The organism is Macrococcoides goetzii (genome assembly GCF_002742385.2).
GTDB classification, from domain to species: Bacteria; Bacillota; Bacilli; order Staphylococcales; family Staphylococcaceae; genus Macrococcoides; species Macrococcoides goetzii.
Map to the genome: position 1 here is coordinate 14295 of NZ_MJBI02000005.1, position 23833 is coordinate 38127.

The following is a 23833-nucleotide window of genomic DNA, read 5'->3' on the forward strand; positions in this document are numbered from 1 at the left end:
TTAATCAGTCCATTTTGTATTTAATTTTTTTCTTTTCTGCATGACGTTCTTTTGCTAAATTAATCAATTCAGTAATAAGTTCACTATAACTCATACCCATGTTCTGCCAAAGTAAAGGATACATACTAAATTGTGTGAAACCAGGCATCGCATTTGTTTCATTGATGTAAATCGTATTGTCTTCAGTTAAGAAGAAGTCAGCACGAACTAAACCTGAACAATCTGTAGCTTTAAATGCTTCTACAGCCATATTACGCATTGTTTCCTGAATTTCTGTAGGAATATCAGCTGGAATTTCTAACTGCACTTTCCCGTCTTCATACTTCGATTTATAATCATAAAAATCTACATCTTTGACAACTTCTCCAGGTAATGTCGTTTTAGGATTATCATTCCCTAATACCGCAACTTCAATTTCGCGCGCAACAACACCTTGTTCTACAACAAGTTTACGGTCAAACTGTAGCGCTTCTTCAATGCCTTGTATTAACTCTTCACGATTCGTACATTTTGAAATGCCGACAGATGATCCTAAGTTCGCAGGTTTAACAAATACCGGATACTCTAATTTATTATTAACAAGCTCTAAAATATTATGCTTATAAGTCTCATATTCACTACGTAAAAAACTTACATATGGTAATTGTGGTAAACCGCGATTTGCAAATAGTTGCTTCATCACTAATTTATCCATAGAACTTGCAGCAGCTAATACACCATTACCCACATACGGTAAATCTAATACTTCAAATAATCCTTGTATCGTACCGTCTTCACCATTAGGTCCGTGAAGTAACGGGAAAATCGCATCATAAGATTTACCTTCAGTAGATGCTGTTAATAGATGCATAATAGAGTCATCATTTGATGATGATAATCTTAAAGTTTCGCTATCTTCAATACGTTCAGTGATTTGTGGACCTTTAATCCATTCACCTTCGTTTGTTATATAAATTGTATCTATCGCATATGTTGCTTTGTCCATAGCGTTGATTACTGATTGTGCCGTTAAGATCGAAACCTCATGCTCAGCACTTTTACCGCCATAGACGATACATATATTTTGTTTAGACATGTTAATTCCTCCAGAATATTAATATAATAATACTATCACGATATATGATGATATGCATGTTTTTTATCGAAAGGCGTAAATCATTCATAAAAGAATCATTTATTCCTATAATGTTTCAACTTATTTATGTATAATAATGACTATAATTTATTTAGAGTAGGAGTTTGGCCATGGCTCAATCAAGTAATACATCACGCATCAAAATTAAGCGCCCATGGATTGAAAAAATCGATTGGTGGCTCATTATTCTTATATTATGTTTTTTTACTGTTAGTTTAACTGTAATCACATCTGCAATGGATGGTCAGCAATATGTTACGAACTTTGCTGAACGTCAAGTATTCTATTATATTCTCGGATTTATTCTCGCATTCAGTATTATGCTTATTAAACCGAAACTGATTAACAAATGGGTTTTCGTACTTTATTTTTTAGGTAATCTGGCCCTGCTGGGCTTACTGATACTACCTGAATCTTCTTTGACACCGACGATTAACGGTGCAAAAAGCTGGTATGTATTCTTTGGACGACTCAGCTTACAACCTTCTGAATTTATGAAGATTATTTTAATCCTGACATTAAGTAAAGTTGTATACGATCACAATCGTTTCACATATTACAAATCTTTTCAGACAGATATCATTTTACTGATGAAGATTGGCTTAACTTCGATTATTCCTATGATATTAATCTTGTTACAAAATGACTTAGGTACAACACTCGTATTACTGGCGATTATTTTAGGGATTACGGTGGTCTCAGGAGTAACCTGGCGTATCCTTGCACCATTTTTAATTGGGCTTACAGCAATTGGTGCCACGCTTATACTTGCAATCATCTATAAACCTGAACTTATCGATAAAGTACTCGGTATTAAGACGTATCAGCTTGGCCGAATCAACTCATGGCTAAATCCCGCACAATATAGTGACGGCGAAGGTTTCCACTTGATGGAGTCATTAAAAGCTATCGGATCTGGTGGATTATTCGGTAAAGGATTTAAAGGTGGAGAAGTGTACATTCCTGAGAATCATACCGATTTTATCTTTTCAGTTATCGGTGAAGAATTTGGATTTATTGGTACTGTAATCGTACTCGTATTATTCCTGGCATTATTTACACATTTAATTCGTATGGCACAAGTATCAACAAATCAATTCGCATCTATATTTTTAGTTGGATTAATCAGTATGATTATCTTCCATGTATTTCAAAATATCGGCATGACGATTCAGGTTGTGCCAATTACAGGTATCCCATTACCATTCATTAGCTATGGTGGTAGTGCGCTTTGGGCATTGATGTGTGGGATAGGTGTTGCATTATCTATCTTTTATCACTCTGATGCCGAACAAATTAAAAAGTATAAGCAAGTGAGATAATCAATATCCACATAATAAAACTCTTTATCAACCACTATTGGATTGATAAAGAGTTTTTAATTTAAACAACAAAAAAAAGACACTCTAAATTCGAATGTCATCTCATATGTATATTATTTTAATTTTGCGGGTGCTACATGTGGTAACGTACGCATAACTTCAAGTCGTGATTTTGTTTTTGAGATATTAACACCAAGTGAAGAAAGCAGAGTGACAACATTTTTCATTTTTTCCTGAGATTGTTTCATTTCGATCACTCCTAATCAATTTGTTAATACTAGTGTACCCGAAAATAACCAATATAGCTATAGGTCCATAGACTTATTTATGTAAAGATTTTGTGAACAATGATAGCGATTTGTAAAAGCAGATTTTAGTATGAAATTTGTATAAACACAAAGTATTTAATTGTTTTTTCATGTATAATAAAGCTAATTCTAAAGGAGGAATGCTTTTTGTCAGTATTCTCAAATATCGATTATTCTCAAGTATTCTCAATACTTTTCTTTGTTGCATTTGTCTTTAATATATTTTTAGCTTTCGTAATTATCTTTTTAGAACGTAGACAGGCGGGATCTACATGGGCATGGCTACTTGTACTATTCTTCCTGCCGATTATCGGTTTCATAATTTATTTGCTATTCGGCCGTCAAATCAAACAGTCAAGTATCTTTAAGTTAGATGAAGAAGATAAAATTGGTCTTCAGCAAATTGTGCATGAACAGATGCATGCAATTGATGAAGATGATCTAATGGTGCGCTCTAAAGAAATTATGAAGCATAAAGATATTATTCGTATGAACTTAAATAATTATTCATCATTTCTGACGACAGATAATGCAGTTGAAATTCTTACAGATGGTCGCAAAAAGTTTGATGCGCTTATCCAGGATATACGTAATGCTGAAGATCATATTCATATTCAATATTATATATTTAAGCGAGACGGCATTGGTAAAGAAATTTTAGATGCATTGATGCAGAAGCTTGAAGAAGGTGTCGAAGTTAAGATGCTGTATGATGATATCGGTTCACGTACGTTAACTTTATCCCGTTTTAAAACATTTAAGAAGCTTGGCGGACAGGTAGAAGCATTCTTCCCTTCTCACTTTCCTCTTATTAATTTCAGGATGAACAATCGAAATCATCGTAAGATCGTTGTAATTGATGGAAAAATCGGATATATCGGTGGCTTTAATGTCGGCGATGAGTATTTAGGACTAGATAAACGATTTGGGTATTGGCGAGATACCCATTTACGTGTCGAAGGTGACTCAGTCAATGCATTACAACTTCGTTTTATGATGGACTGGAATTCCCAATCAACGCGTAATTTTATGCATTATGATAAAAAATATTTTCCGGATGTCGATAGTAAAGGTGAAATCGGAATTCAAATTGCCTCGAGTGGGCCAGATTCCAGTGAACAACATATCAAATTCGGTTATCTAAAAATGATCACATCAGCAAAAGAATCTATATTTATTCAGTCACCTTACTTTATACCAGACACTTCTTTGCTCGATGCGTTAAAAATCGCTGCGCTTACTGGGGTAGAAGTCAACATTATGATTCCAAACAAACCCGACCATCCATTCGTTTATTGGGCAACTTATTCAAACGTCGGTGAACTGATTCAGGCCGGTTGCAATATATTTATCTACGAGAATGGATTTATCCATACGAAAATGATGGTGATCGACGATGAAGTCGCAAGTGTCGGTACAGCAAATATGGACTTTAGAAGTTTTGAACTAAATTTTGAAGTTAACGCATTTATATACGATCATGATATTGCCTATAAATTACGTAAGACGTTTGAAGATGACGTTAAAGTTTCCAGTCAGCTCACACAGGAAATTTATGATCAACGCGTATTACTCATCAGAGTTAAGGAAGCCATTGCAAGATTAATATCACCGCTATTATAAAAGAGAGTGAGAAATCAATTCGCACTCCCTTTTTATTTAATGTATCAATAAGAAATCAGCTGCTAAATTTAAGAAAAATACACTATGAACAATCAAATATGTAAATCCTAGTTTCTTTTGTTGTTTCGTGAGTTCGAAATGATATGTATTTTGCATGATTTACATCCCCTTTGTCATATAAATTGTTTTGAATTTTCTGATAATTTTTAATCTTATTATACCAACTTTTTATATAAAGTAAACATTTAAAAGGAGTTTTTTTCACATGAATAACAAAGAAGTACTACACATCACCGAATCATTTGTGAAAAATGTGCATAAAGATGAATCGAGCGGTCATGATTATGCGCATATCGAACGTGTCCGAAAAATGGCTGTTGAAATCGCTGTAAAAGAAAATGCTGACCTTTTTATCGTTGAAATGGCAGCGTTATTACATGATACTGTCGACGAAAAATTATTCGATACTATTGCTGCATGGGAACGATTGAATAAATTTTACGAAGAAATTCAACTTCCTATAGAACATCGACAAGCTATTAATCATATTCTTAAATATATGAGCTTTAACGGCGGAAAGAATGAAGGGAAGTTGGAATCGCTTGAAGGCAAAGTTGTTCAGGATGCTGACCGACTTGATGCGTTAGGTGCGATAGGAATTGCCAGAACATTTATGTTTGCCGGAAAGTTTGGTGAAGCGATGTATGATCCAAACATACCTGTTCGCGATGATTTAAGTGACTATCGAACACCGAGCACTGCCATCAATCATTTTTATGAGAAACTATTTAAACTAATTGACCTGATGAATACAGAAACTGCAAAGAAAATGGCAGAAGAACGCAATACCTATATGAAAGCATTTATTGAACAATTTAAAAAAGAATGGTGTTAGTGCGTTTGTAGGTGATTTGGGAAGGGATTGTGGAAGTGACTTCAGATTTCGTTTGACGACACTTACTCCAGAGTTTTGCATTTATAGTGGACGGAAGTGACTTCAGATTTCGTTTGACGACACTTACTACAAGGTTTTGCATTTATAGTGGACGGAAGTGACTTCAGATTTATTTTGACGACACTTACTCCAGGGTTTTGCATTTATAGTGGACGGAAGTGGCTTCAGATTTATTTTGACGACACTTACTACAAGGTTTTGCATTTTTGGTGGACGGAAGTGGCTTCAAATCTATTTTGACGACACTTACTCCAGGGTTTTGCATTTTTGGTACACGGAAGTGGCTTCAAATCTATTTTGACGACACATACGCGCTGAATTTATCTCTGCGGTACACGGAAGTGGCTTCAAATCTATTTTGACGACACTTCCGAACCTCTTTCCCCTCATCAATTAAAAAAAGTGACCTCAAATCAATTTTGAGGTCACTTTCTATCTAATTATTTCTTTTTCTTCTTTTTAGATGATACAACTTGCACATTTTTAGGTTTATTTTCTGCTTGATTTTGTTCATGTGCTGCTACTAAAGGTGCAATTTCTTCTTGTACTTTCTTTTTATAGAACTTATTCCCTAACCATGTTTGCACAACTAAGAATGCTCCGCCGACAGCCCAATATAATGGTAATGCTGCTGGAGAGATTGCTGACATCCACACGATCATAATCGGTGAGATAAACATCATCATTCGCATTTGCGCTTTTTGCTCTTCAGGAATATTCTGCATTGATACATAAGCTTGAATTGCATAGACGATACCTGCAATGACTGTCATTGCAATATCTACTTTTGTTAAATCGAACCATAAGAAATCTGGATATTTTGTAATACCACCTGATGTTGGATATTTCAATACGTAGAATAATCCAGTTACGATCGGTAATTGAATCAGTAATGGTAAACATCCCATGTTCAGTGGATTGATACCATTATCTTTATATAATGCCATCATTTCCTGGTTTGCAGCCATCTTCTCTTCTTGTGTACGTGCACGTTTCACACGTTCCTGAATTTCAGTCATCTGTGGCTTGATTAACGCCATCTTTTCTTTCATTACATATTGGTTCTTATATGTACGCATCATAAACGGGAATAATGCTAAACGTACGATTAAAGTAATCGCGATGATTGCTAAACCATAGTTATGTCCCATATTTGCACCTAACCAATGGATCAATTGGTCTAACGGATGTACAAATGTATCATAGAAAAATCCAGTACGATTCTCTTCTTTTGAATAATCACAACCCGCTAAAAATAATGCAATTGCAATGATTAACGGCCAAATTGCCTTTTTCTTCATTCTTTCACCTCATAATATTATTCACATAGAGGTTATTTTATCACAAAAAGTGATAATCATAAACAAAAACCATGTATTTTTATTTATCTGTATAATATTTCAGGTAATCTGTAACAACCTGTTTAATATCGTCACTTTTCGTAATAGAAGAAATTGTTGAAATGCCATCAGCACCGGCTGCAATAATCATCTCGCTATTGGTACTTGTGATTCCACCGATTGCAACGATCGGAATGTCTTCATCGTAAAGTCTCATTTTGCGAATCAACTCTATGCCTCCAGGTTTCTTCGCATCACTTTTACTGCTTGTTTCATACACTGGTCCTACACCGATATAATCAACATGCGTCAAATCAGATTGATCATATTCTGCAAAATTACCGACAGAGAGTCCGATAATCTTATCATTGAAATCTTCGATGATGTTTTCGATTTTTTCATCATCCTGACCAAGATGAATACCGTCTGCATCAATTTTCTTCGCTAGTTCAATGTCATCGTTAACAATAAACGGTACACCTTTTGCTTTACACTTCTCAAAAAGTTTTCGTGCTAATATTTCTTTAGCTTCTCCAGTCAGTGCATTCGGACCTTTTTCTCTAAATTGATATAGCGTTATACCCGCTTCAAGTGCTTCCTGTAATACTCGCTCAAGATTACCGTCAGATGTATCCTGAGTACCTGCAATAAAATAAACGCGCAATAATTTTCTATCAAACATTCGCTACACTTCTTTCACAAGTCTATTCTCTGCCACATCACTTTCCTGTATTAAATATAACTGATCGATTAAATTTACAGCAAAATGTCCCGGCAAAGTGCCGTTAGACGCACGTTCAGCAAACTCTGAGGCAACAGTATATGTCGTCAATGCTTCTGTTAATGATTCTAACGTTGGTTTAGTTTCATTATATATGAAACTTGCAACAACTGCCCCTAATAAACATCCACCACCAGTGACTTTTGTTAAAAGTGCAGTACCATTCTCAATTAAGTTAATTTTTCCATTCACACAAATTGCATCGATTTCACCTGTTACGACAATCGCACAATTAAATTTCTTATAAGCAGCGCGTGCCACATCTTCTGTTGACAGACTCGTATCTGCATCTGTTCCTTTCATACTCGCCTCTCCTGTCAAAGCTTGTAATTCAGAAGCATTCCCACGAATTACTGTAATATCATATGTTTCTAACAATTTTAAACAGAAGTCTTTACGAAATTTTGATGCGCCACATGCAACAGGGTCCAATACGATAGGTACATCATGTTGATTGGCATATTTTGCTGCTGCCAGCATATTTTCAATATCACCTTCTTCAATTGAACCAATATTGATGAGCAATGCACCAGCATGTGTCAGAAATTCGTCCATCTCTAACTTTTCTGTCGCCATCGCTGGGCTGGCACCTAATGCCAGTAGGCCGTTCGCTGTAAAATTTTTAACTACATCATTTGTAATACAAATAATGAGTGGATTATCTTTTCTTAGCTGTTCTAATATCATTATTCCATCTCCTGAAACTTAAAGTGATTAACCGGACCTTGACCATGTCCTAGTTCTGGTGTGAATCTGATTGCTGCATCCATATAACGTTTAGCAAGTTGTACAGCTTCTACAATAGATTTTCCTTTAGCAAGTTCAGATGTAATCACTGCTGAATATGTACATCCTGTGCCATGTGTGTGTTTTGTATCATAACGTTCACCTTGCAAAACAACAAAATCATCTCGAGTAAATAAATAATCTGTAGCATCTCCTTTAAGATGCCCACCTTTTATCAGCACACTGTCAGAACCAATTTCATTGATAAATATTTTACCGGCACGTTTAATATCATCGAGTGTTTCAACTTTCATCTGTACGATTTCCTCAAGCTCCGGAATATTCGGTGTCACGACTGTTGCTACATCTAAAAGTTTTGTACGCACCGCACTGCGTCCATTTTCGTCAAGCAATGCATCACCACTTTTAGCAACCATGACAGGATCGATTACATAAGGAATATCATGTTTTACAATATAAGGACGCACGACATCCATGACTTCACTCGTTGCAAGCATTCCTGTCTTCACAGCATCCGGTACGATATCACTATACACACTCTCTAGTTGTGCTGCAATAACATCTACATCCTGATTAAATACTTGCTGAACGCCTAACGTATTTTGTGCGACAATGCTTGTGACAACACTCATACCATAGACGCCTCTTGATTGAAATACTTTTAAATCAACTGTTGTTCCGGCGCCACCCGTTGGATCTGTTCCTGCGATCGATAAAGCTGTCTTCATATTATTCAACCACACTTTCCCAAGTTTCTTGTGTATAAGCCATATTAAAGAAACGTTTCTCATGTATACAGCTCTCTTTAAAGTTCTTTGTTAATATCGCGCGTTCCGTTTCACTTGCTTGTTCTGCAAATTCATCTACCCAGCCATCCAGATGTTCCATTAACGGTTTCATCTCTTTAGCATAGAAATCTACCCAGTCTTTAAATGGATTGCCGTTGAAATTATGACGTTCTTTCATCTTTAAAGCAACTTGCTGATACACATACGGACACGGTGCCATCGCACAAATTGTAAATGCTGCATCACTATAACGATATGCATTAAAATACATGTGTTTAATATAATGATCACTTGTTGGATACCATTCTCCGTCTTTAATGATTGTTTTATAATCAACCTGTGCATAGTCTGCTAAAGTATAATGTGCAGTTACTTCTCCGTTCATTACAAAATCAATTTGTTCTAATAAAAATTTTATACCTTCTTTATCATCTAATTTCGGAATTAATAAGCTATAAATTTTCGCAAACTCGTTTAAGTAAAGATGGTCTGCTTTTAAATAATGAATAACAGCCTCTTTACTTAAATCACCACGCACCATTCCCTGAATAAATGGGTCATTGTAAATTGACTCAATAATTGGCTCTACTTCTTCTTTTAATTTTTGTGTAAACATCATTTACCTCCTAAAAGTTTATAAAGAAAGCCCATCTCCAAATAGGAAATGGGCTAAATACCATTATTAAAAATATAAAATCAATAAAGGAATTTAACTACTTTCCTACGCTAGCATTATCTAGATCAGGTAAAGGGTTTGACGAAGTCATCTCAGCCAAAAGGCACCCCTAGTAGTAATATATGTATTTAATATTAGTGTAACGTAATCAATTTATGAAAGCAAGAATTGAAAAAAGACCAACGACTTTGTCGTTAGTCCTAAAATTATAAGCGAAGTCCACATACTGGCCAAGGTTGCGCGCCACGCATGTTATATAAAATTTGAGCACGTTTCGTTTGTTCTGCAGCTGATGCCTGGTGTGGATATCCATATCCACCAACGCCACGCCATGTTTGTAAATCAAACTGATACATACCATAGAACCCATTCCCAGTATTAATAGATGGATTACCACCAGATTCACATTGTGCTAATGCAGCCCAGTTTAAACCTTTATTAATGTACGTTGTATTTGTAGTTTTTACAGTTTTAGAACTTGTATAAGCTGTTTTACTTACAGGTGCTTTATACGTAGATTTTTTGTATGATGTCTTTTTGTAAACGACACTATTCTTCTTATTATTAATCTTTAACACTTGGTTCGGATGGATTAAGTTAGATCTTAAGCCATTTGCTGATTTAATTGCTGCAATTGACGTACCATATTTATTTGCAACACTCCATAATGAATCGCCAGCTTTAACTTTGTATGAAGCTGCATCTGCTGTTGAAACTGCCATTGTCGTAGTGATTGCAATTGCTGCTGTAACACTTAAGATTTTTTTCATGTTTATTTTCCTCCGGGAAATGTTTGTTTTTTATTTTATAAATGAATTCTTTTGAATGTATATGTCTTGTTCTTGTAATTAACTATATCAGAAATAAATATTTCATAGGTTACAGTCAAATAAAAGATACGTCCTTTTATTACGCTTGCGTTACAATAAAAAATAAGAAATAAAACAATTACCATATAGTGTTAAATATTTAAGGGAAATATAAGACGCCTCGCTATATTATTAATTATGAAGATTGTCATACTTTTGAAACAATTCACTAAAATTTATCATAAAAAAAGCAGAACGTGAAGTTCTGCTAAAATTTATTATTAGTATGCTGTTGACCAATGTTGCGCGCCGTGTTGTGTATATAACATACGTGCACGTTTCCATTGTTCTGCTTCTGAAGCTTGTGCTGGGTTACCAGTTCCGCCTACAGCAGCCCATGTTTGTGGAGAGAATTGGAATAATCCGTAGTAACCTGCTGGGTTAACGGCTCTTGGATTTCCACCTGATTCACGTTGCATGATTAAACGTAAATGTGCGTCAACTGATGAATTACCAGCTGGTGCTGATGTTTGTTGAACTGCAGCGCGTTTAGTTTGTTGTACCGGCGCTTGTTGTACTGGTGCTTTTTGAACTGGTGCTTGTTGTACACGAACTGCTTTTTGAGTTTGTTGTACTGGTTGATCTTGCGGTTGTGTAGTTGCTGCAGTATTTTGTGTTGCAACCGGTGCTGAAACTGGTGCTGCTACTTTTTTAGTAACTGGTGCCGCTTTTACTGGAGCTGCATTCACATGTTTACGATGTGATTTTTTCTCAACGATTAATAATTGACCTTCTTTTAATTCTTTAGAAGATTCAATTTTATTCCATTTTTTTAATTCAGTAATTCTCACGTCGAATTTACGTGCGATTTTACCTAAAGTATCTCCAGCTTTAACTTCGTATTTACCTTTAACTAATACTTCTAATTTTTGGTTAGGCACGATTATGTCTGATTCTAATTTATTAATCTTTTTAATTTTTTCGATTGTAGTGTCATATTTATCTGCAATTGTCCATAAAGATTCACCTTGAGCGACTTTATGTTCTTTCGCGTCTGCTTGTGTTGTAGCTACGCCTGTAGTAAGTATTGCCATTGTAGTAATTGCTGCTAATTTTTTCATTATATATAATTCCTCCGAATAGTCTCTTTTATCAATAACACTACTTTATCACGATTTGACATTCCTTTGGTTACAGCATTATTATAAGTAACTTCCTTAAATTACAAATATATTACAGCCATATCTCAATTCGATACAAAAACCGTCTATCGCTCCGGCACGAGTGATAGACGGTTTAATTTGGGAGGTGTATATAGGATATGAGGTGTGTGAGTAATGAAGCAATCTAACTTAAAATGGTATTTGTTGATCTGTTATTTCTCCCTCTGTCATTTCAGAAGAACTATCATTATCTTCGTCGTCAATCACACTATCATCATGATTTACTGACGATGCAACTTCATCATTTTCATCTTGTGTTGTTTCATTGTGATTAAGAGATGACTCGCCACTGAACTTCTGCACAATTTCTTCTGCCTGTTCCTGAATCTCTGCAGACAGCTTTTCGTCTTTATTCAGTTCTGTAGACCATCGCTGATTGTATGTCGTTACAGCTTCATGCTCTTGTTGAGCTGTGGTTATATTAGAAACAGTTTCCTTTTTGTAATCTGATGTTTCTTTTTTAGCTGCACGATATCCATTAATAACGATTAATTTTTCATCATATGACAGTTCATCCCAGGTTTCATCAGGCGTCTTTTCTTTATTATTACCGCCGAATGAAGGAAGAAACTTAATACTTTCTATTACGATTTCAGTTGAATATCTTGTCTGACCATCTCTTTCATAGCGATTATTATGAATTTGTCCTGTCACACAAATGAGAGAACCTTTCTTACAAAATGAATGTATGTTTGTAGCTGTACGATTAAATGCTTTACATCTTAGAAAATCAACTGTACTTTCTTTTGCACCTTTCTTTTTTCCGCGATCAACTGCCAGAAAGAATGAAGCAATTTGTAGTTTACCTGAAAAATCTTTCAGATCTATATCGCTGGAAATTCTACCTGCTAATATTACTTTATTTATCAATGTGTCACCTCCTTTCTTAATAGCACTATATTACGAAAATAAATTGTTGCAAAAATGCAGCAATTCAATTTTAGATATGAAGTACGTTCAAAAATTGAATAATTCATCAATTTCTAACAAAAACGAAAGGATTTTCGACATAAAAAGAAAAATTTTATAATTTGAAAATTATATGTGATAATTTATAATAGACAATGGAGGGATATACATGAAAACGTTTAAAGCAGTAAGATTTCAAATCGTCGAAAACGAATCAGTAACAGAATATGCGCTACATGACGGTGTTATTATTAATAAAGAAAACAGCGGTACAGGTTGGCTGCTTGAAATCGTTATCGATGATATTCATCTTGAAAAAATGCAGCACTATTTAGATAATGAGACGATACTCGATACACGTGTTGTTATTACACGTGCATCAAATGATCCTGCCTTATTTGAATCAACTGTAAAACAGATTATTCCTTTAAAAGATAAAATCTCTGTAATCATCGAATGCCACATTTATACGTTACGACAAGTTTATGCAGAGAAGTTACTTGAGCAGCTTGTAACAGACGGCCTAAGTGGTCAGGAGCTACTTATCGCATTCAACCGTATGATGAAATCAAAACCAAAATTAAAAGATGAAATAGAAGAATAAAATAAAAAGAAGATAATCCAGAAACTTGTGCTTTCCGAATTATCTTCTTTTATTATTTCTCTAAAATTGCAAAACTGATTTCACAGCTACAAGCAATCTCTCCATTTACTGTAGCTTTTGCTACACCTTTACCTAATGGACCTTTTACTCTTGTCATTTCAACTTCTAACTGTAATGTATCACCAGGGGTTACCTGTCTTTTAAATCTGCATTTATCAATACCAGTAAACATTGCAAGCTTTCCTTGATTCTCTTCTAACTTTAGCATTGCAACAGCACCAACTTGCGCAAGTGCTTCTACAATTAATACGCCAGGCATTACTGCATATTCCGGGAAATGCCCTTGAAAGAATGGTTCGTTTCCACTTACCTGTTTAATACCAGTACATTTTTTTCCATCTTCTAATTCAATAATTCTATCAATTAGTAAAAATGGATAGCGATGCGGAATAATCTTTTTAATTTCGTCAAAAGTTAGTAATGTTTCCATCAACTTTCACTCCCAGTTAGTTTTAATAAGTGTGTCCATGTCGAAGGTTTAAACACATCCATCGGTGAATGTAAGATACCATATCCAATCATCATTCCGATAACAAATAAAATTATCATCAATAAGATTACGATACTTACTGTTAACAGAATGGGTATACGTCTATGTATTACTTCTGTGCCATTAATAACACTTACTTTTTGATTTAAGTTCGGTCGTTTCAAATCAATCACCCCTCAGGTTTGATTGTACATCATTATGATTTTACAGTAACTTTTTTATCGCCTGTACGTTCAATTTCTGCACCTAAACTTCTTAATTTAAGATGGAAATCTACGTAACCTCTATCTAGATGATAAAGTTCAGTGACTTTAGTGTAACCTTCAGCTACAAGGCCTGCCAATATTAAAGCTGCCGCTGAACGTAAATCTGTTGCTTTTACTTCAGCACCTTGTAACTTACTTTCTGAAACACGCGCAATACGTTTATCTACTGCAATCTTTGCATTCATCTTAGCAAACTCTGCAACATGCATAAAGCGATTTTCAAACACTGTTTCATGCATCGTACTTTCTTTTGATAACACAAGCATAAGTGCCATCATCTGAGCCTGCATATCTGTAGGAAAGCCAGGATGAGGTAAAGTCTTCACATGAACTTCTTTTAAAGGTTGTTCAGCGCGCAGGCGAATACCAGCTTCATCAATTTCAATGATACAACCTGTTTCTTCTAATTTCGCAATAAGCGCCTGCATATGCTCATAAATTGCTCCTTCAACATACACATCACCTTGCGTTAAAGCTGCAGCCACTAAAAATGTTCCGGCAACAATTCTATCCGGTACAATTTCATGTTCAGCACCTTTAAGCGCTTCGACACCATTGATTACGATACGATCAGTACCAGCACCCTGCACATCAGCACCCATTTTATTTAAATAGTTTGCTAAATCAACGATTTCTGGTTCTCTTGCAACGTTATCAATAATTGTCTTCCCTTCAGCGAGTGATGCTGCCATCATAATATTTTGCGTAGCGCCAACGCTTGGAAAATCAAAATAGATTTGTGCACCTTTTAATCTACCATTTACACGACCCATTAAATAGCCGTTTGTCTGTGTAATCTCTGCACCTAAAGCACGTAAACCTTTTAAATGCTGTTCAATTGGACGAGAACCTATCGCACAACCACCAGGCATCGCTACTTCAGCTTTTCCAAAACGCGCTAATAGTGGTCCTAACACAAGTACACTTGCACGCATTTTACTAACGTATTCATATGCAGCATGCGTTAATAGTTCGCCACTTGCGTCAACTTCAACAGTATTAACATCTAATCTTTTATATACTTTTGCATTTAAGCCTTCTAAAACGGCAGAAATCGTATCAACATCTAATAAATTCGGTACATTTGTAAATACACTTTTACCCTCAGCAGCAAGAATTGACGCTGTTATAATCGGTAACACTGCATTTTTAGCACCTTCAACTTTAACATGACCCTTTAATTTAGCGCCACCTTTAACTATAATTGTATCCATTTTAACCTCCAAATTAACATAGCTATACATCTATTTTATACCAAATACTCCTTGTATGGATAATGAAAACCGTATATGAGATAAATTTATTAATATTCTTTAAATATAACGTATGTTAATTATAGCACTAAAATAATACCATAATAAGATTTGTTTGCTTAATCAGATCAACGATAAAGTTTGTGACTAAATAGCTTATAGCCATACTGAAACATATTAACAATATTTGAATTTCTCTTGTTTTACCTGCTTTAAATAAATGATCAAAACGCAGTGCCTGTAAACTGTTAAAACTCACGGCTGTGACAGCTAAATATAAAAAGATATATGTTAATGCGTAAATATTCATATTTCTCCTCTACAAAAAAAGTACACAGAGAACTGTGTACTTTAAATTTCTTAATTAATTGGGCATGCTCAAGACAAAAGCTTCTTTCACAGCCTCTTAGCGATATTTTGCAACTTCTAATCGGTTCAATGCACGATGTAATGCACGTTCTGCACGGTGGAAATCAACATTTTCACTTTTAATACGCTCTTCAGCACGAAGTAATGACGCTTTAGCTCTTTCAATGTCAATTTCATCAGCTTGCTCAGCTGATTGAACAAGAATCGTAACTTTCTCCGGACGGATTTCAGCAAATCCTTCCGTTACAGCAATATGATCTTTATCATTACCCGAACGTGTAACACGTACGGCCCCAATTTTTAGAGGTGCGACTGTAGGAATATGACCAGCCATCACACCCATTTCACCTGATTCAGTCTGTAATACTACTAACTCTGCTTCATGCTCTGAGTAAACTGAACCGTTAGGAGTGACGATATCTAATGCGATTTTATTCATAGTTCCATCCTCCTAAGAAATTAAACTTCAACACCCATACCTTTAGCTTGTTCTAACACAGCCTCGATGCCACCAACTAAACGGAATGCATCTTCAGGAATGTGGTCGTATTTACCATCTAAGATCGCTTTAAAGTCTTGTACCGTTTGTTGAACTGGTACGTAAGAGCCTTTTTGACCTGTAAATTGTTCAGCTACGTGGAAGTTTTGAGATAAGAAGAACTGAATACGACGTGCACGGTTTACAGTCTTTTTATCGTCATCAGATAATTCATCCATACCTAAGATAGCGATAATATCTTGTAACTCACGATATTTTTGTAATGTTGCCTGAACGCGACGTGCTACTTCATAATGCTCTTCTCCAACTACTGCTGGTGTTAATGCACGTGATGTAGACGCTAATGGGTCAACGGCTGGGTAGATACCCATCTCCGTTAATTTACGCTCTAAGTTTGTTGTTGCATCTAAGTGAGCGAACGCTGTTGCTGGCGCCGGGTCAGTATAGTCATCGGCAGGTACGAATACCGCTTGGATAGATGTTACTGAACCAACGTTCGTTGACGTGATACGCTCTTGTAATTGACCCATTTCAGTAGCAAGTGTTGGTTGGTAACCAACAGCAGAAGGCATACGACCTAAAAGTGCCGAAACCTCTGAACCGGCTTGTGTGAAACGGAAGATGTTGTCGATGAATAAAAGTACGTCCTGACCTTGTTCATCACGGAAGTATTCAGCCATTGTTAAACCAGATAATGCTACACGCATACGTGCACCAGGCGGCTCGTTCATTTGTCCAAATACCATCGCTGTTTTCTTAATAACGCCTGAGTCACTCATTTCGTGGAATAAGTCATTACCTTCACGTGTTCTTTCACCAACACCTGCGAATACTGAGATACCACCGTGCTCTTGTGCGATATTGTTGATTAATTCCTGAATTAATACAGTTTTACCTACACCGGCACCACCGAATAGACCGATTTTACCACCTTTGATGTAAGGTGCTAATAAATCTACTACTTTGATACCTGTTTCTAAGATTTCAACTTTTGTAGATAATTCTTCAAATTTAGGTGCTAAACGGTGAATTGGATCACGACGAACGCTTGCATCTAATTCTTCACCTAAATCGATTTTTTCTCCTAATACGTTAAATACGCGACCTAAAGTTACGTCTCCAACTGGTACTGAGATTGGTGATCCAGTATCGACTACTTCTGCTCCACGTTGCACGCCATCAGTAGAACTCATAGCGATTGTACGTACAGCATCGTCACCTAAATGAAGGGCAACTTCTAACGCTAACTTCGTAGTTTTGCCTTCTTCACGTTTAATATCTAAAGTTAAGGCATTGTTTAATGCTGGTAATTGACCGTTTTCGAACTTAACGTCGATAACAGGACCCATAACTTGGATTACGTGACCTACTGCCATGTTTATTCCTCCTAAGTGTTATTCTAATGCGGCTGCTCCACCAACAATTTCAGTAATTTGTTGAGTGATTGCTGCTTGTCTCGCACGGTTATATTGTAATGATAAATCATCGATTAATTCTTTTGCATTGTCTGTTGCATTTTTCATTGCCGTCATACGTGATGCATGTTCACTTGCTTTACCATCTAAAATGGCACCATAGATTAAACTTTCCGCATATTGTGGAAGAATAACTTCTAAAATGGCATCTTGATCAGGTTCAAACTCATAGTTAGATAATGAAGATTCATCTGATACTTCATCTTTAGATATCGGTAAAATTTTGCGCTCCTGAACTTCTTGCTCTAGTACACTGATGAAGTGGCTGAAATGCATATAAATTTCGTCATATTCTCCAGTTTCAAAACGTGAAACAGCTTTTTGACTGATATCTTTAATTGATTTAAATGATGGTTGCTCAGAAAGCCCGATAATTTCACCTTCAACGTTATATTCACGTGAACGTAAGAAATCACGACCAACACGACCAATTACTAAAATACCATATTCAGCAGGATTGTTATTATGACGTTCTTTTATTTTAGCTGTAACGCTCTTTAAAATGTTTGCATTATAAGGTCCGGCAAGACCTTTATCACAAGTAATTACTAAGTAACCTGTCTTCTTAACAGGGCGTGATTGCAACATTGGATGGTTTGAGTCTGAACTATTACCGCCGATCGCTGTAATTGCTTCCTGCATTTTATTCATATATGGATAAAAGTTTTTTGCATTTTCTTCAGCACGACGAAGTTTAGAGTTTGAAACCATGTGCATCGCTTTTGTAATTTGACTTGTTTTTTTAGTCGAATTTATGCGGCCTTTTATGTCTCTAAGAGAAGCCATTTTGTCACCACCTTCTGATTAATTTCCTTTAAAGATTATACTTCTGATTTTCTGAAGACTTTCTTGAATGCATTGAATGCATCAACAAACGTTTCATCAGCTGGTAAGCCTTTAGTTTCACGGATTTCTTGGTAGATATGTGGTGCATTTGAACCAATCCATGATAATAACTCATCTTCAAAACGTGTAATATCTTCAACAGGAATATCATCTAAGTGACCTTTAGTTAATGCATAAAGAATTGTAACTTGTTTATCAACTGTTAAAGGTTTGTTTTGATCTTGTTTTAATACTTCAACCGTACGTTTACCACGTTCTAATTTCGCTTTAGTTTGTGGATCTAAGTCAGAACCAAATTGAGCGAATGACTCTAATTCACGGTAAGATGCTAAGTCAAGACGTAATGTACCCGCTACTTTTTTCATCGCTTTAATTTGTGCAGAACCACCAACACGTGATACTGATAATCCGGCGTTGATCGCAGGGCGAACACCAGAGAAGAATAAATCTGATTGTAAGAAGATTTGTCCATCTGTAATTGAGATTACGTTCGTTGGTACGTAAGCTGAGATATCCCCTGCTTGTGTTTCAACGAATGGTAATGCAGTGATAGAACCGCCACCTAAATCATCATTTAATTTAGCTGCACGTTCTAATAGACGGCTGTGTAAGTAGAATACATCCCCCGGATAAGCTTCACGACCTGGCGGACGACGTAATAATAACGATAACTCACGGTAAGCTGCTGCTTGTTTCGTTAAATCATCATATACGATTAATACGTGTTTACCATTGAACATGAATTCTTCTGCCATTGCTACACCAGCATAAGGCGCGATGTATAATAATGGAGCTGGTTGAGATGCTGATGCTGATACTACGATTGTGTAGTCTAATGCACCGTGTTGACGTAATGTTTCAACTGCAGTACGTACAGTTGATTCTTTTTGTCCGATCGCAACATATACACAAATCATATCTTCATCTTTTTGGTTAAGAATTGTATCGATTGCAACTGTTGTTTTACCAGTTTGACGGTCACCGATGATTAACTCACGTTGTCCACGTCCGATTGGTACTAACGCATCAATCGCTTTGATACCTGTTTGTAATGGCTCATCAACTGATTTACGATCCATAACACCAGTAGCTGGTGATTCGATTGGACGTGTTTTAGTTGTGTTAAGCGGTCCACGTCCATCAATTGGTTGCCCTAATGGGTTAACAACACGTCCAATTAATTCTTCGCCAACTGGAACTTCCATGATACGACCTGTACGTTTAACTTCGTCGCCTTCTTTAATATCTAAGTAAGGGCCTAAGATTACGACACCTACGTTATTTTCTTCTAAATTTTGTGCAAGACCTAATACACCGTTACCAAACTCGACTAGTTCCCCAGCCATAACGTTGTTTAAGCCATGTACTAAAGCAATACCGTCACCGACCTGGATAACAGTACCTACATCCGTTACTGTCATACCAGACTCGTAGTTTGCAATCTGTGATTTTAGTAACGCACTGATTTCTTCAGCTTTGATGGCCATTGATGTCACTCCTTATAAGAAATTATTGTTTTTGAAACGACTTACTTAATTGATTTAATTCATTGATAACTGAACCATCATAGACTGTCGTTCCGATTGTAGCGCGAATACCGCCAATTAAAGATTCATTAATAATATTTTCAATTAATAATTTTTTATAGCCTGTTTTTTCGATAAATACTTTTCCTAACGCATCTAATTCTTCAGAAGATAGTGGATAAACAGATTCTACTTTCATCTTAGCTTGTTGATTTGCATTGTTATAATATTCAACGAATGCGTCTACAATACCAGGAATAAGTCCTAATTGTTTGCGGTCAGCTAAGATTTTCAGTAAGTTCATAAGTGGTGCATCCACACCTTTAAATGTTTCTGAAACAAACTGAGTACGTGCTTCTTTAGATATTTTAGGATCTTCAGCAAATGCAGCAAATGTTGAATCATTTACTAATGCCTGCTTAATCTCTAAAAGATCTGAATAAACACTTTGTGCTACACCTTGTCCCTTTGCTACTTCTAACAAGCTCTCTGCATATTTATTTAAGACGTTGGCCATTATTTATCGCCTGCCTCTTGAATAAATTGTTGAACAAGTTGCTTTTGATCTTGTGCGTTGATTTCTTTGTTAATTACTTTTTGTGCAATTAATACAGATAATTCAGCGACACGATCATTAATATCAGCAATCGCACGTTGTTTTTCATTCTCGATTTCAGCTTGTGCGTCACTGACAATTTTGTTAGCACGCGTATTCGCTTCGTGAATAATTGCTTCTTGTTGTGATTTAGCTTGTGCTTTAGCATCTTCCATGATGATTGATACTTCGTTTTGAGTTTTTGCTAGTAAAGCTCTATTTTCTTCAGCGTAATGTTTTGCATCTTCGTTTTGTTTTCTAGCGTTATCAAGATCGTTATTAATACCTTCTTGACGTTCATCCATAATTTTCTTAAGTGGCTCCCAGGCAAACTTACTTAAAAGTAATAATAAAATTATGAACAGTGCTAAAGTATATAATGCTGTGCCCCACTGGACACCTTGAGGTGCAGCGTGTGCTGTCTCACCTAATATTAAGAAATTCAAAGTTAACGCTCCTTTCATCGCAGTTATATTGATAAATGAATGGCGAAATCAATTTTGACTTCGCCTTTAACGAGTTATATTTTATAATTAACGGTTCATTACCATGAATGCGATAACTACTGCGATAATAGGAAGTGCCTCTACTAAACCTACACCGATGAACATGATTGTCATTAATGGACCACGAGATTCTGGTTGACGTGCTACACCTTCAACTGTACGTGCTACGATGTTACTTACTCCTAAACTTGCTCCTAATGCTGCTAAACCGATTGCGATTGCTGCTGCTAATAAATTCATGAATAATTTCCTCCTAAAGAAATATAATAGTTTTTTAATTTTTTTATATTAATGGTCATCTGACACTTTATGTGACATATATACCATTGATAACATTGTGAAAATAAATGCTTGAATAGCACCTACGAAAATTGAGAAACCTTGCCAAATTATTGTTGGTATTGCTGCACCTAAGAAACCAGCCGCACCCATACCTGCTGTAACACCCATAGCTGCGAGTAATCCTAATAATACTTCACCTGCGAAAATATTACCGTAAAGACGTAGTCCAAGCGTTAATGTAGAAGAAAATTCTTCAATAATCTTGAACGGTACCATAAACCAAACGGGTTCAGCAAAGCTTTTTAAGTAATTGCCGCTACCACGCATTTTCACACCATAAAAGTGTGTTAATACTACCATTAAAGTTGATAGTGTTAATGTCACTGTCGGGTCCGCAGTAGGTGATTTCCACCATAATGTATGACCGTTAATGAAAGCAAATGGTAACCCTAACATATTTGCAATAAAGATAAACATTAAAATTGTTACCGCTAGAAAGTGAAAACGTCCACCTTTGTTCCATGCCATGTTACTGTTGATGATGCCTCTAGCAAAATCGAAAATCCACTCGATAAAGTTCTGTTTACCATTCGGGCGGATACTTAAGTTACGTGTGCATAAAAATGCAATAAGAAATACTATCACTGCTGTAACTGTAAGCATCAATACAGATGATAAATCAAACAGCAAATTATAACCGCCGATTTCGAGATTATAGAGGGGTGATTCATGTTCCATTTCTTCACCTCTTCCTTTATGTATTATTTTTTCAAACTGTTAACACCATGAATGATAATCATTACATAGGTCAACATAAGGCCGAGTGCAATCCCTACTATGTTAAACGTATCGGGATATCTTACCCAGAAGAGGCATGCCATGATCGCTATTAAGAAGCGAATCCCCATACCACTTGAAATGTATAATGCATCACTATTTATCGCTTTCGACAAGTTGTGATACCATACAAAAGTACCGATTGCAGATGCAATGGTTCCAATTATTAATCCTAACACAAAATCGCTATGCGTGAGCATATAGATTATGAAAAAAATTAGAATTAAATAAATGAAATACTGTAAAAACAACTTAAAAAATGTCTTAAATTCTGACATATTGGGAACTCCTTAGAAATAGTTTTCATGCGAATGAAAACCGTTTCATTCCACGTTTTATAATAATATAGTGAAAATTCCGTGTCAATGCTCTGCAAAAACTTTGGAAACATAATCTTCACGGAAAGTTCACAAATTAGACACAAATTGTTGTTTATTTTCAAAATTAATAAACATAGCTTATTTGTGGTCTTCGTTCACCTTAAATGGTGCCGGTTTTTCCTCTGTCAAGTTAAAATAATATTTAATATGCTCGCAAATTCGTTTCGAAGTTTCTCCATCACCGTATGGATTGCTTGCTTTTGACATAATTTGGTAATTATCAGCATCCGTTAATAAAGTTTTAGTGAGATTATAAATATCTTCCTCTTCAACACCCGCAAGCTTTAATGTTCCAGCTTTCACACCTTCAGGACGCTCAGTTGTATCGCGAAGAACTAATACAGGTTTACCTAAAGATGGCGCTTCTTCCTGAACACCACCAGAATCAGTTAGGATAAAGTGGCTACGTGCTGCAAAGTTATGAAAATCAATCACATCTAAAGGCTCAATAAGTTGCACACGTGAATGATCTGCTAAATGTTCTGAAGCAATTTCACGCACTTTAGGATTTTTATGCATTGGATAGACTACTTCAACATCTTCAAATTCATCGACGATACGACGAATCGCTTTAAATATATTATGCATTGGCTGTCCAATGTTTTCTCTGCGATGGGCTGTAAGTAATACTACTTTCCTACCATCAGCTTTATCTAATATTTCAGAAACATAATCATCTTTTACAGTCGTCTTTAAAGCATCAATCGCAGTATTACCGGTAATAGCAATTTTATCTGCCGGTTTATTCTCATTCAGTAAGTTTTGTGCAGCTTCTTCCGTCGGTGCAAAGTGAATATCAGCAAGTACACCTGTCATTTGACGATTCATCTCTTCCGGGAATGGAGAATACTTCTGGAAAGTACGTAATCCCGCTTCTACGTGACCGATTGCAACTTCGTTATAGAAAGCAGCAAGACTACCTGCAAATGTTGTCGTTGTATCGCCATGCACTAAAATCATATCCGGCTTAGCTTCCTGAATCACTTCTTCTAAGCCTAAAATTACGCGACTTGTCACTTCAGATAACGTTTGCCCTGCTTTCATTATGTTTAAATCATAATCTGGCGTAATATCAAAGATTGTTAATACTTGATCCAGCATTTCTCTATGCTGCGCAGTTACTACTACAATTGGTTCTAATTCCGGATCTTCTTTTAAAGCCAGTACAAGAGGTGCCATCTTAATCGCTTCAGGTCTTGTACCAAAAATCGTCATAATTTTTTTCATGA

At 36.0% G+C, this 23833-nt stretch carries 28 protein-coding genes and 1 riboswitch; of the genes, 4 read left to right on the forward strand and 24 right to left on the reverse strand.

Annotated features, from left to right (window positions below; genetic code table 11):
- Nucleotides 1-4: 4 nt before the first annotated feature.
- The gene (locus BFS35_RS10300) at nt 5-1075 is read right to left on the reverse strand and encodes a D-alanine--D-alanine ligase (RefSeq protein WP_099581395.1); all 1071 of its coding nucleotides are present in this window, start codon (nt 1073-1075) and stop codon (nt 5-7) included.
- 170 nt (nt 1076-1245) lie between these two features.
- On the opposite strand from BFS35_RS10300, the gene BFS35_RS10305 reads away from it, so the two are divergent.
- Nucleotides 1246-2457: an FtsW/RodA/SpoVE family cell cycle protein gene (locus BFS35_RS10305; RefSeq protein ID WP_099581397.1), complete on the forward strand. Its 1212-nt coding sequence runs from the start codon at nt 1246-1248 to the stop codon at nt 2455-2457.
- Nucleotides 2458-2570: 113 nt separating this feature from the next.
- On the opposite strand, the gene BFS35_RS14025 is transcribed toward BFS35_RS10305, so the two are convergent.
- Nucleotides 2571-2705, reverse strand: a complete 135-nt coding sequence (locus tag BFS35_RS14025) for an Lmo0850 family protein (protein WP_165958643.1) — start codon at nt 2703-2705, stop codon at nt 2571-2573.
- A gap of 207 nt (nt 2706-2912) precedes the next feature.
- Here BFS35_RS14025 and cls point away from each other — a divergent pair, with 207 nt between their 5' ends.
- Together cls and BFS35_RS10315 are read left to right on the forward strand one after the other, a co-directional pair.
- A complete protein-coding gene (gene cls, locus BFS35_RS10310) occupies nt 2913-4388 on the forward strand; it encodes a cardiolipin synthase (RefSeq protein ID WP_099581399.1) in 1476 nt (491 codons plus the stop codon).
- A gap of 265 nt (nt 4389-4653) precedes the next feature.
- Entirely contained in the window at nt 4654-5283 is a 630-nt protein-coding gene (locus BFS35_RS10315) for an HD domain-containing protein (protein WP_099581401.1), read from the forward strand.
- A 500-nt stretch (nt 5284-5783) separates the two neighbouring features.
- Here the strand turns inward: BFS35_RS10315 and yidC are convergent, their stop codons facing one another.
- The 8 genes from yidC to BFS35_RS10355 form a co-directional block, all read right to left on the reverse strand.
- On the reverse strand, nt 5784-6644 hold the full coding sequence (gene yidC, locus BFS35_RS10320; protein ID WP_099581402.1) for a membrane protein insertase YidC: 861 nt from the start codon (nt 6642-6644) through the stop codon (nt 5784-5786).
- A 79-nt stretch (nt 6645-6723) separates the two neighbouring features.
- Nucleotides 6724-7365, reverse strand: coding sequence for a thiamine phosphate synthase (gene thiE / locus BFS35_RS10325; protein ID WP_099581404.1), 642 nt, complete (start codon nt 7363-7365; stop codon nt 6724-6726).
- A gap of 3 nt (nt 7366-7368) precedes the next feature.
- On the reverse strand, nt 7369-8151 hold the full coding sequence (gene thiM / locus BFS35_RS10330) for a hydroxyethylthiazole kinase (protein ID WP_407943227.1): 783 nt from the start codon (nt 8149-8151) through the stop codon (nt 7369-7371).
- Nucleotides 8151-8948, reverse strand: coding sequence for a bifunctional hydroxymethylpyrimidine kinase/phosphomethylpyrimidine kinase (thiD, locus tag BFS35_RS10335; RefSeq protein WP_099581409.1), 798 nt, complete (start codon nt 8946-8948; stop codon nt 8151-8153). The genes thiM and thiD overlap by 1 nt, the downstream gene beginning before the upstream one ends.
- Nucleotides 8941-9618 (reverse strand): thiaminase II, encoded by a 678-nt coding sequence (tenA, locus tag BFS35_RS10340; RefSeq protein ID WP_099581411.1) that lies wholly within the window; start codon nt 9616-9618, stop codon nt 8941-8943. Before tenA ends, thiD begins: the two co-directional genes overlap by 8 nt.
- An 82-nt stretch (nt 9619-9700) precedes the next feature.
- Nucleotides 9701-9796, reverse strand: a riboswitch (TPP riboswitch).
- An 85-nt stretch (nt 9797-9881) separates the two neighbouring features.
- Nucleotides 9882-10445, reverse strand: a complete 564-nt coding sequence (locus BFS35_RS14140; RefSeq protein WP_099581413.1) for a transglycosylase family protein — start codon at nt 10443-10445, stop codon at nt 9882-9884.
- 320 nt (nt 10446-10765) lie between these two features.
- Nucleotides 10766-11605, reverse strand: coding sequence for a transglycosylase family protein (locus BFS35_RS10350; protein WP_099581415.1), 840 nt, complete (start codon nt 11603-11605; stop codon nt 10766-10768).
- A 231-nt stretch (nt 11606-11836) separates the two neighbouring features.
- A complete protein-coding gene (locus BFS35_RS10355) occupies nt 11837-12577 on the reverse strand; it encodes a single-stranded DNA-binding protein (RefSeq protein WP_158554303.1) in 741 nt (246 codons plus the stop codon).
- Nucleotides 12578-12785: 208 nt separating this feature from the next.
- Here BFS35_RS10355 and BFS35_RS10360 point away from each other — a divergent pair, with 208 nt between their 5' ends.
- Nucleotides 12786-13220, forward strand: coding sequence for a YwpF family protein (locus BFS35_RS10360; RefSeq protein ID WP_099581419.1), 435 nt, complete (start codon nt 12786-12788; stop codon nt 13218-13220).
- Between the two features lie 52 nt (nt 13221-13272).
- Here the strand turns inward: BFS35_RS10360 and fabZ are convergent, their stop codons facing one another.
- The 14 genes from fabZ to wecB all read right to left on the reverse strand — a co-directional run bounded on the left by fabZ (nt 13273) and on the right by wecB (nt 23831).
- The gene (gene fabZ / locus BFS35_RS10365) at nt 13273-13710 is read right to left on the reverse strand and encodes a 3-hydroxyacyl-ACP dehydratase FabZ (protein ID WP_099581421.1); all 438 of its coding nucleotides are present in this window, start codon (nt 13708-13710) and stop codon (nt 13273-13275) included.
- Nucleotides 13710-13934, reverse strand: coding sequence for a DNA-directed RNA polymerase subunit beta (locus tag BFS35_RS14040; RefSeq protein ID WP_240628429.1), 225 nt, complete (start codon nt 13932-13934; stop codon nt 13710-13712). The genes fabZ and BFS35_RS14040 overlap by 1 nt, the downstream gene beginning before the upstream one ends.
- A 32-nt stretch (nt 13935-13966) precedes the next feature.
- The gene (murA, locus tag BFS35_RS10375) at nt 13967-15250 is read right to left on the reverse strand and encodes a UDP-N-acetylglucosamine 1-carboxyvinyltransferase (RefSeq protein WP_099581423.1); all 1284 of its coding nucleotides are present in this window, start codon (nt 15248-15250) and stop codon (nt 13967-13969) included.
- Between the two features lie 127 nt (nt 15251-15377).
- Nucleotides 15378-15599 carry a DUF1146 domain-containing protein gene (locus BFS35_RS10380; protein WP_099581425.1) on the reverse strand — a complete coding sequence of 74 codons (222 nt, stop codon included), beginning with the start codon at nt 15597-15599 and terminating at the stop codon, nt 15378-15380.
- Nucleotides 15600-15695: 96 nt separating this feature from the next.
- Entirely contained in the window at nt 15696-16097 is a 402-nt protein-coding gene (locus tag BFS35_RS10385) for a F0F1 ATP synthase subunit epsilon (RefSeq protein WP_099581426.1), read from the reverse strand.
- A 20-nt stretch (nt 16098-16117) separates the two neighbouring features.
- Nucleotides 16118-17533 carry a F0F1 ATP synthase subunit beta gene (gene atpD, locus BFS35_RS10390; protein ID WP_099581428.1) on the reverse strand — a complete coding sequence of 472 codons (1416 nt, stop codon included), beginning with the start codon at nt 17531-17533 and terminating at the stop codon, nt 16118-16120.
- Nucleotides 17534-17551: 18 nt separating this feature from the next.
- Nucleotides 17552-18418: an ATP synthase F1 subunit gamma gene (atpG, locus tag BFS35_RS10395; protein ID WP_099581430.1), complete on the reverse strand. Its 867-nt coding sequence runs from the start codon at nt 18416-18418 to the stop codon at nt 17552-17554.
- A gap of 35 nt (nt 18419-18453) precedes the next feature.
- A complete protein-coding gene (gene atpA, locus BFS35_RS10400) occupies nt 18454-19965 on the reverse strand; it encodes a F0F1 ATP synthase subunit alpha (protein WP_099581432.1) in 1512 nt (503 codons plus the stop codon).
- 22 nt (nt 19966-19987) lie between these two features.
- Nucleotides 19988-20521: an ATP synthase F1 subunit delta gene (gene atpH / locus BFS35_RS10405; RefSeq protein ID WP_099581434.1), complete on the reverse strand. Its 534-nt coding sequence runs from the start codon at nt 20519-20521 to the stop codon at nt 19988-19990.
- Entirely contained in the window at nt 20521-21063 is a 543-nt protein-coding gene (locus tag BFS35_RS10410) for a F0F1 ATP synthase subunit B (RefSeq protein ID WP_099581436.1), read from the reverse strand. Before BFS35_RS10410 ends, atpH begins: the two co-directional genes overlap by 1 nt.
- Before the next feature lie 69 nt (nt 21064-21132).
- Nucleotides 21133-21345 carry a F0F1 ATP synthase subunit C gene (atpE, locus tag BFS35_RS10415; protein WP_099581438.1) on the reverse strand — a complete coding sequence of 71 codons (213 nt, stop codon included), beginning with the start codon at nt 21343-21345 and terminating at the stop codon, nt 21133-21135.
- A 48-nt stretch (nt 21346-21393) separates the two neighbouring features.
- The gene (gene atpB, locus BFS35_RS10420; protein WP_099581440.1) at nt 21394-22125 is read right to left on the reverse strand and encodes a F0F1 ATP synthase subunit A; all 732 of its coding nucleotides are present in this window, start codon (nt 22123-22125) and stop codon (nt 21394-21396) included.
- Nucleotides 22126-22148: 23 nt separating this feature from the next.
- Nucleotides 22149-22502 (reverse strand): ATP synthase subunit I, encoded by a 354-nt coding sequence (locus BFS35_RS10425; protein ID WP_099581442.1) that lies wholly within the window; start codon nt 22500-22502, stop codon nt 22149-22151.
- Nucleotides 22503-22682: 180 nt separating this feature from the next.
- Complete coding sequence (gene wecB, locus BFS35_RS10430; RefSeq protein ID WP_099581444.1) at nt 22683-23831, reverse strand: non-hydrolyzing UDP-N-acetylglucosamine 2-epimerase; 1149 nt, start codon at nt 23829-23831, stop codon at nt 22683-22685.
- Nucleotides 23832-23833 lie beyond the last annotated feature (2 nt).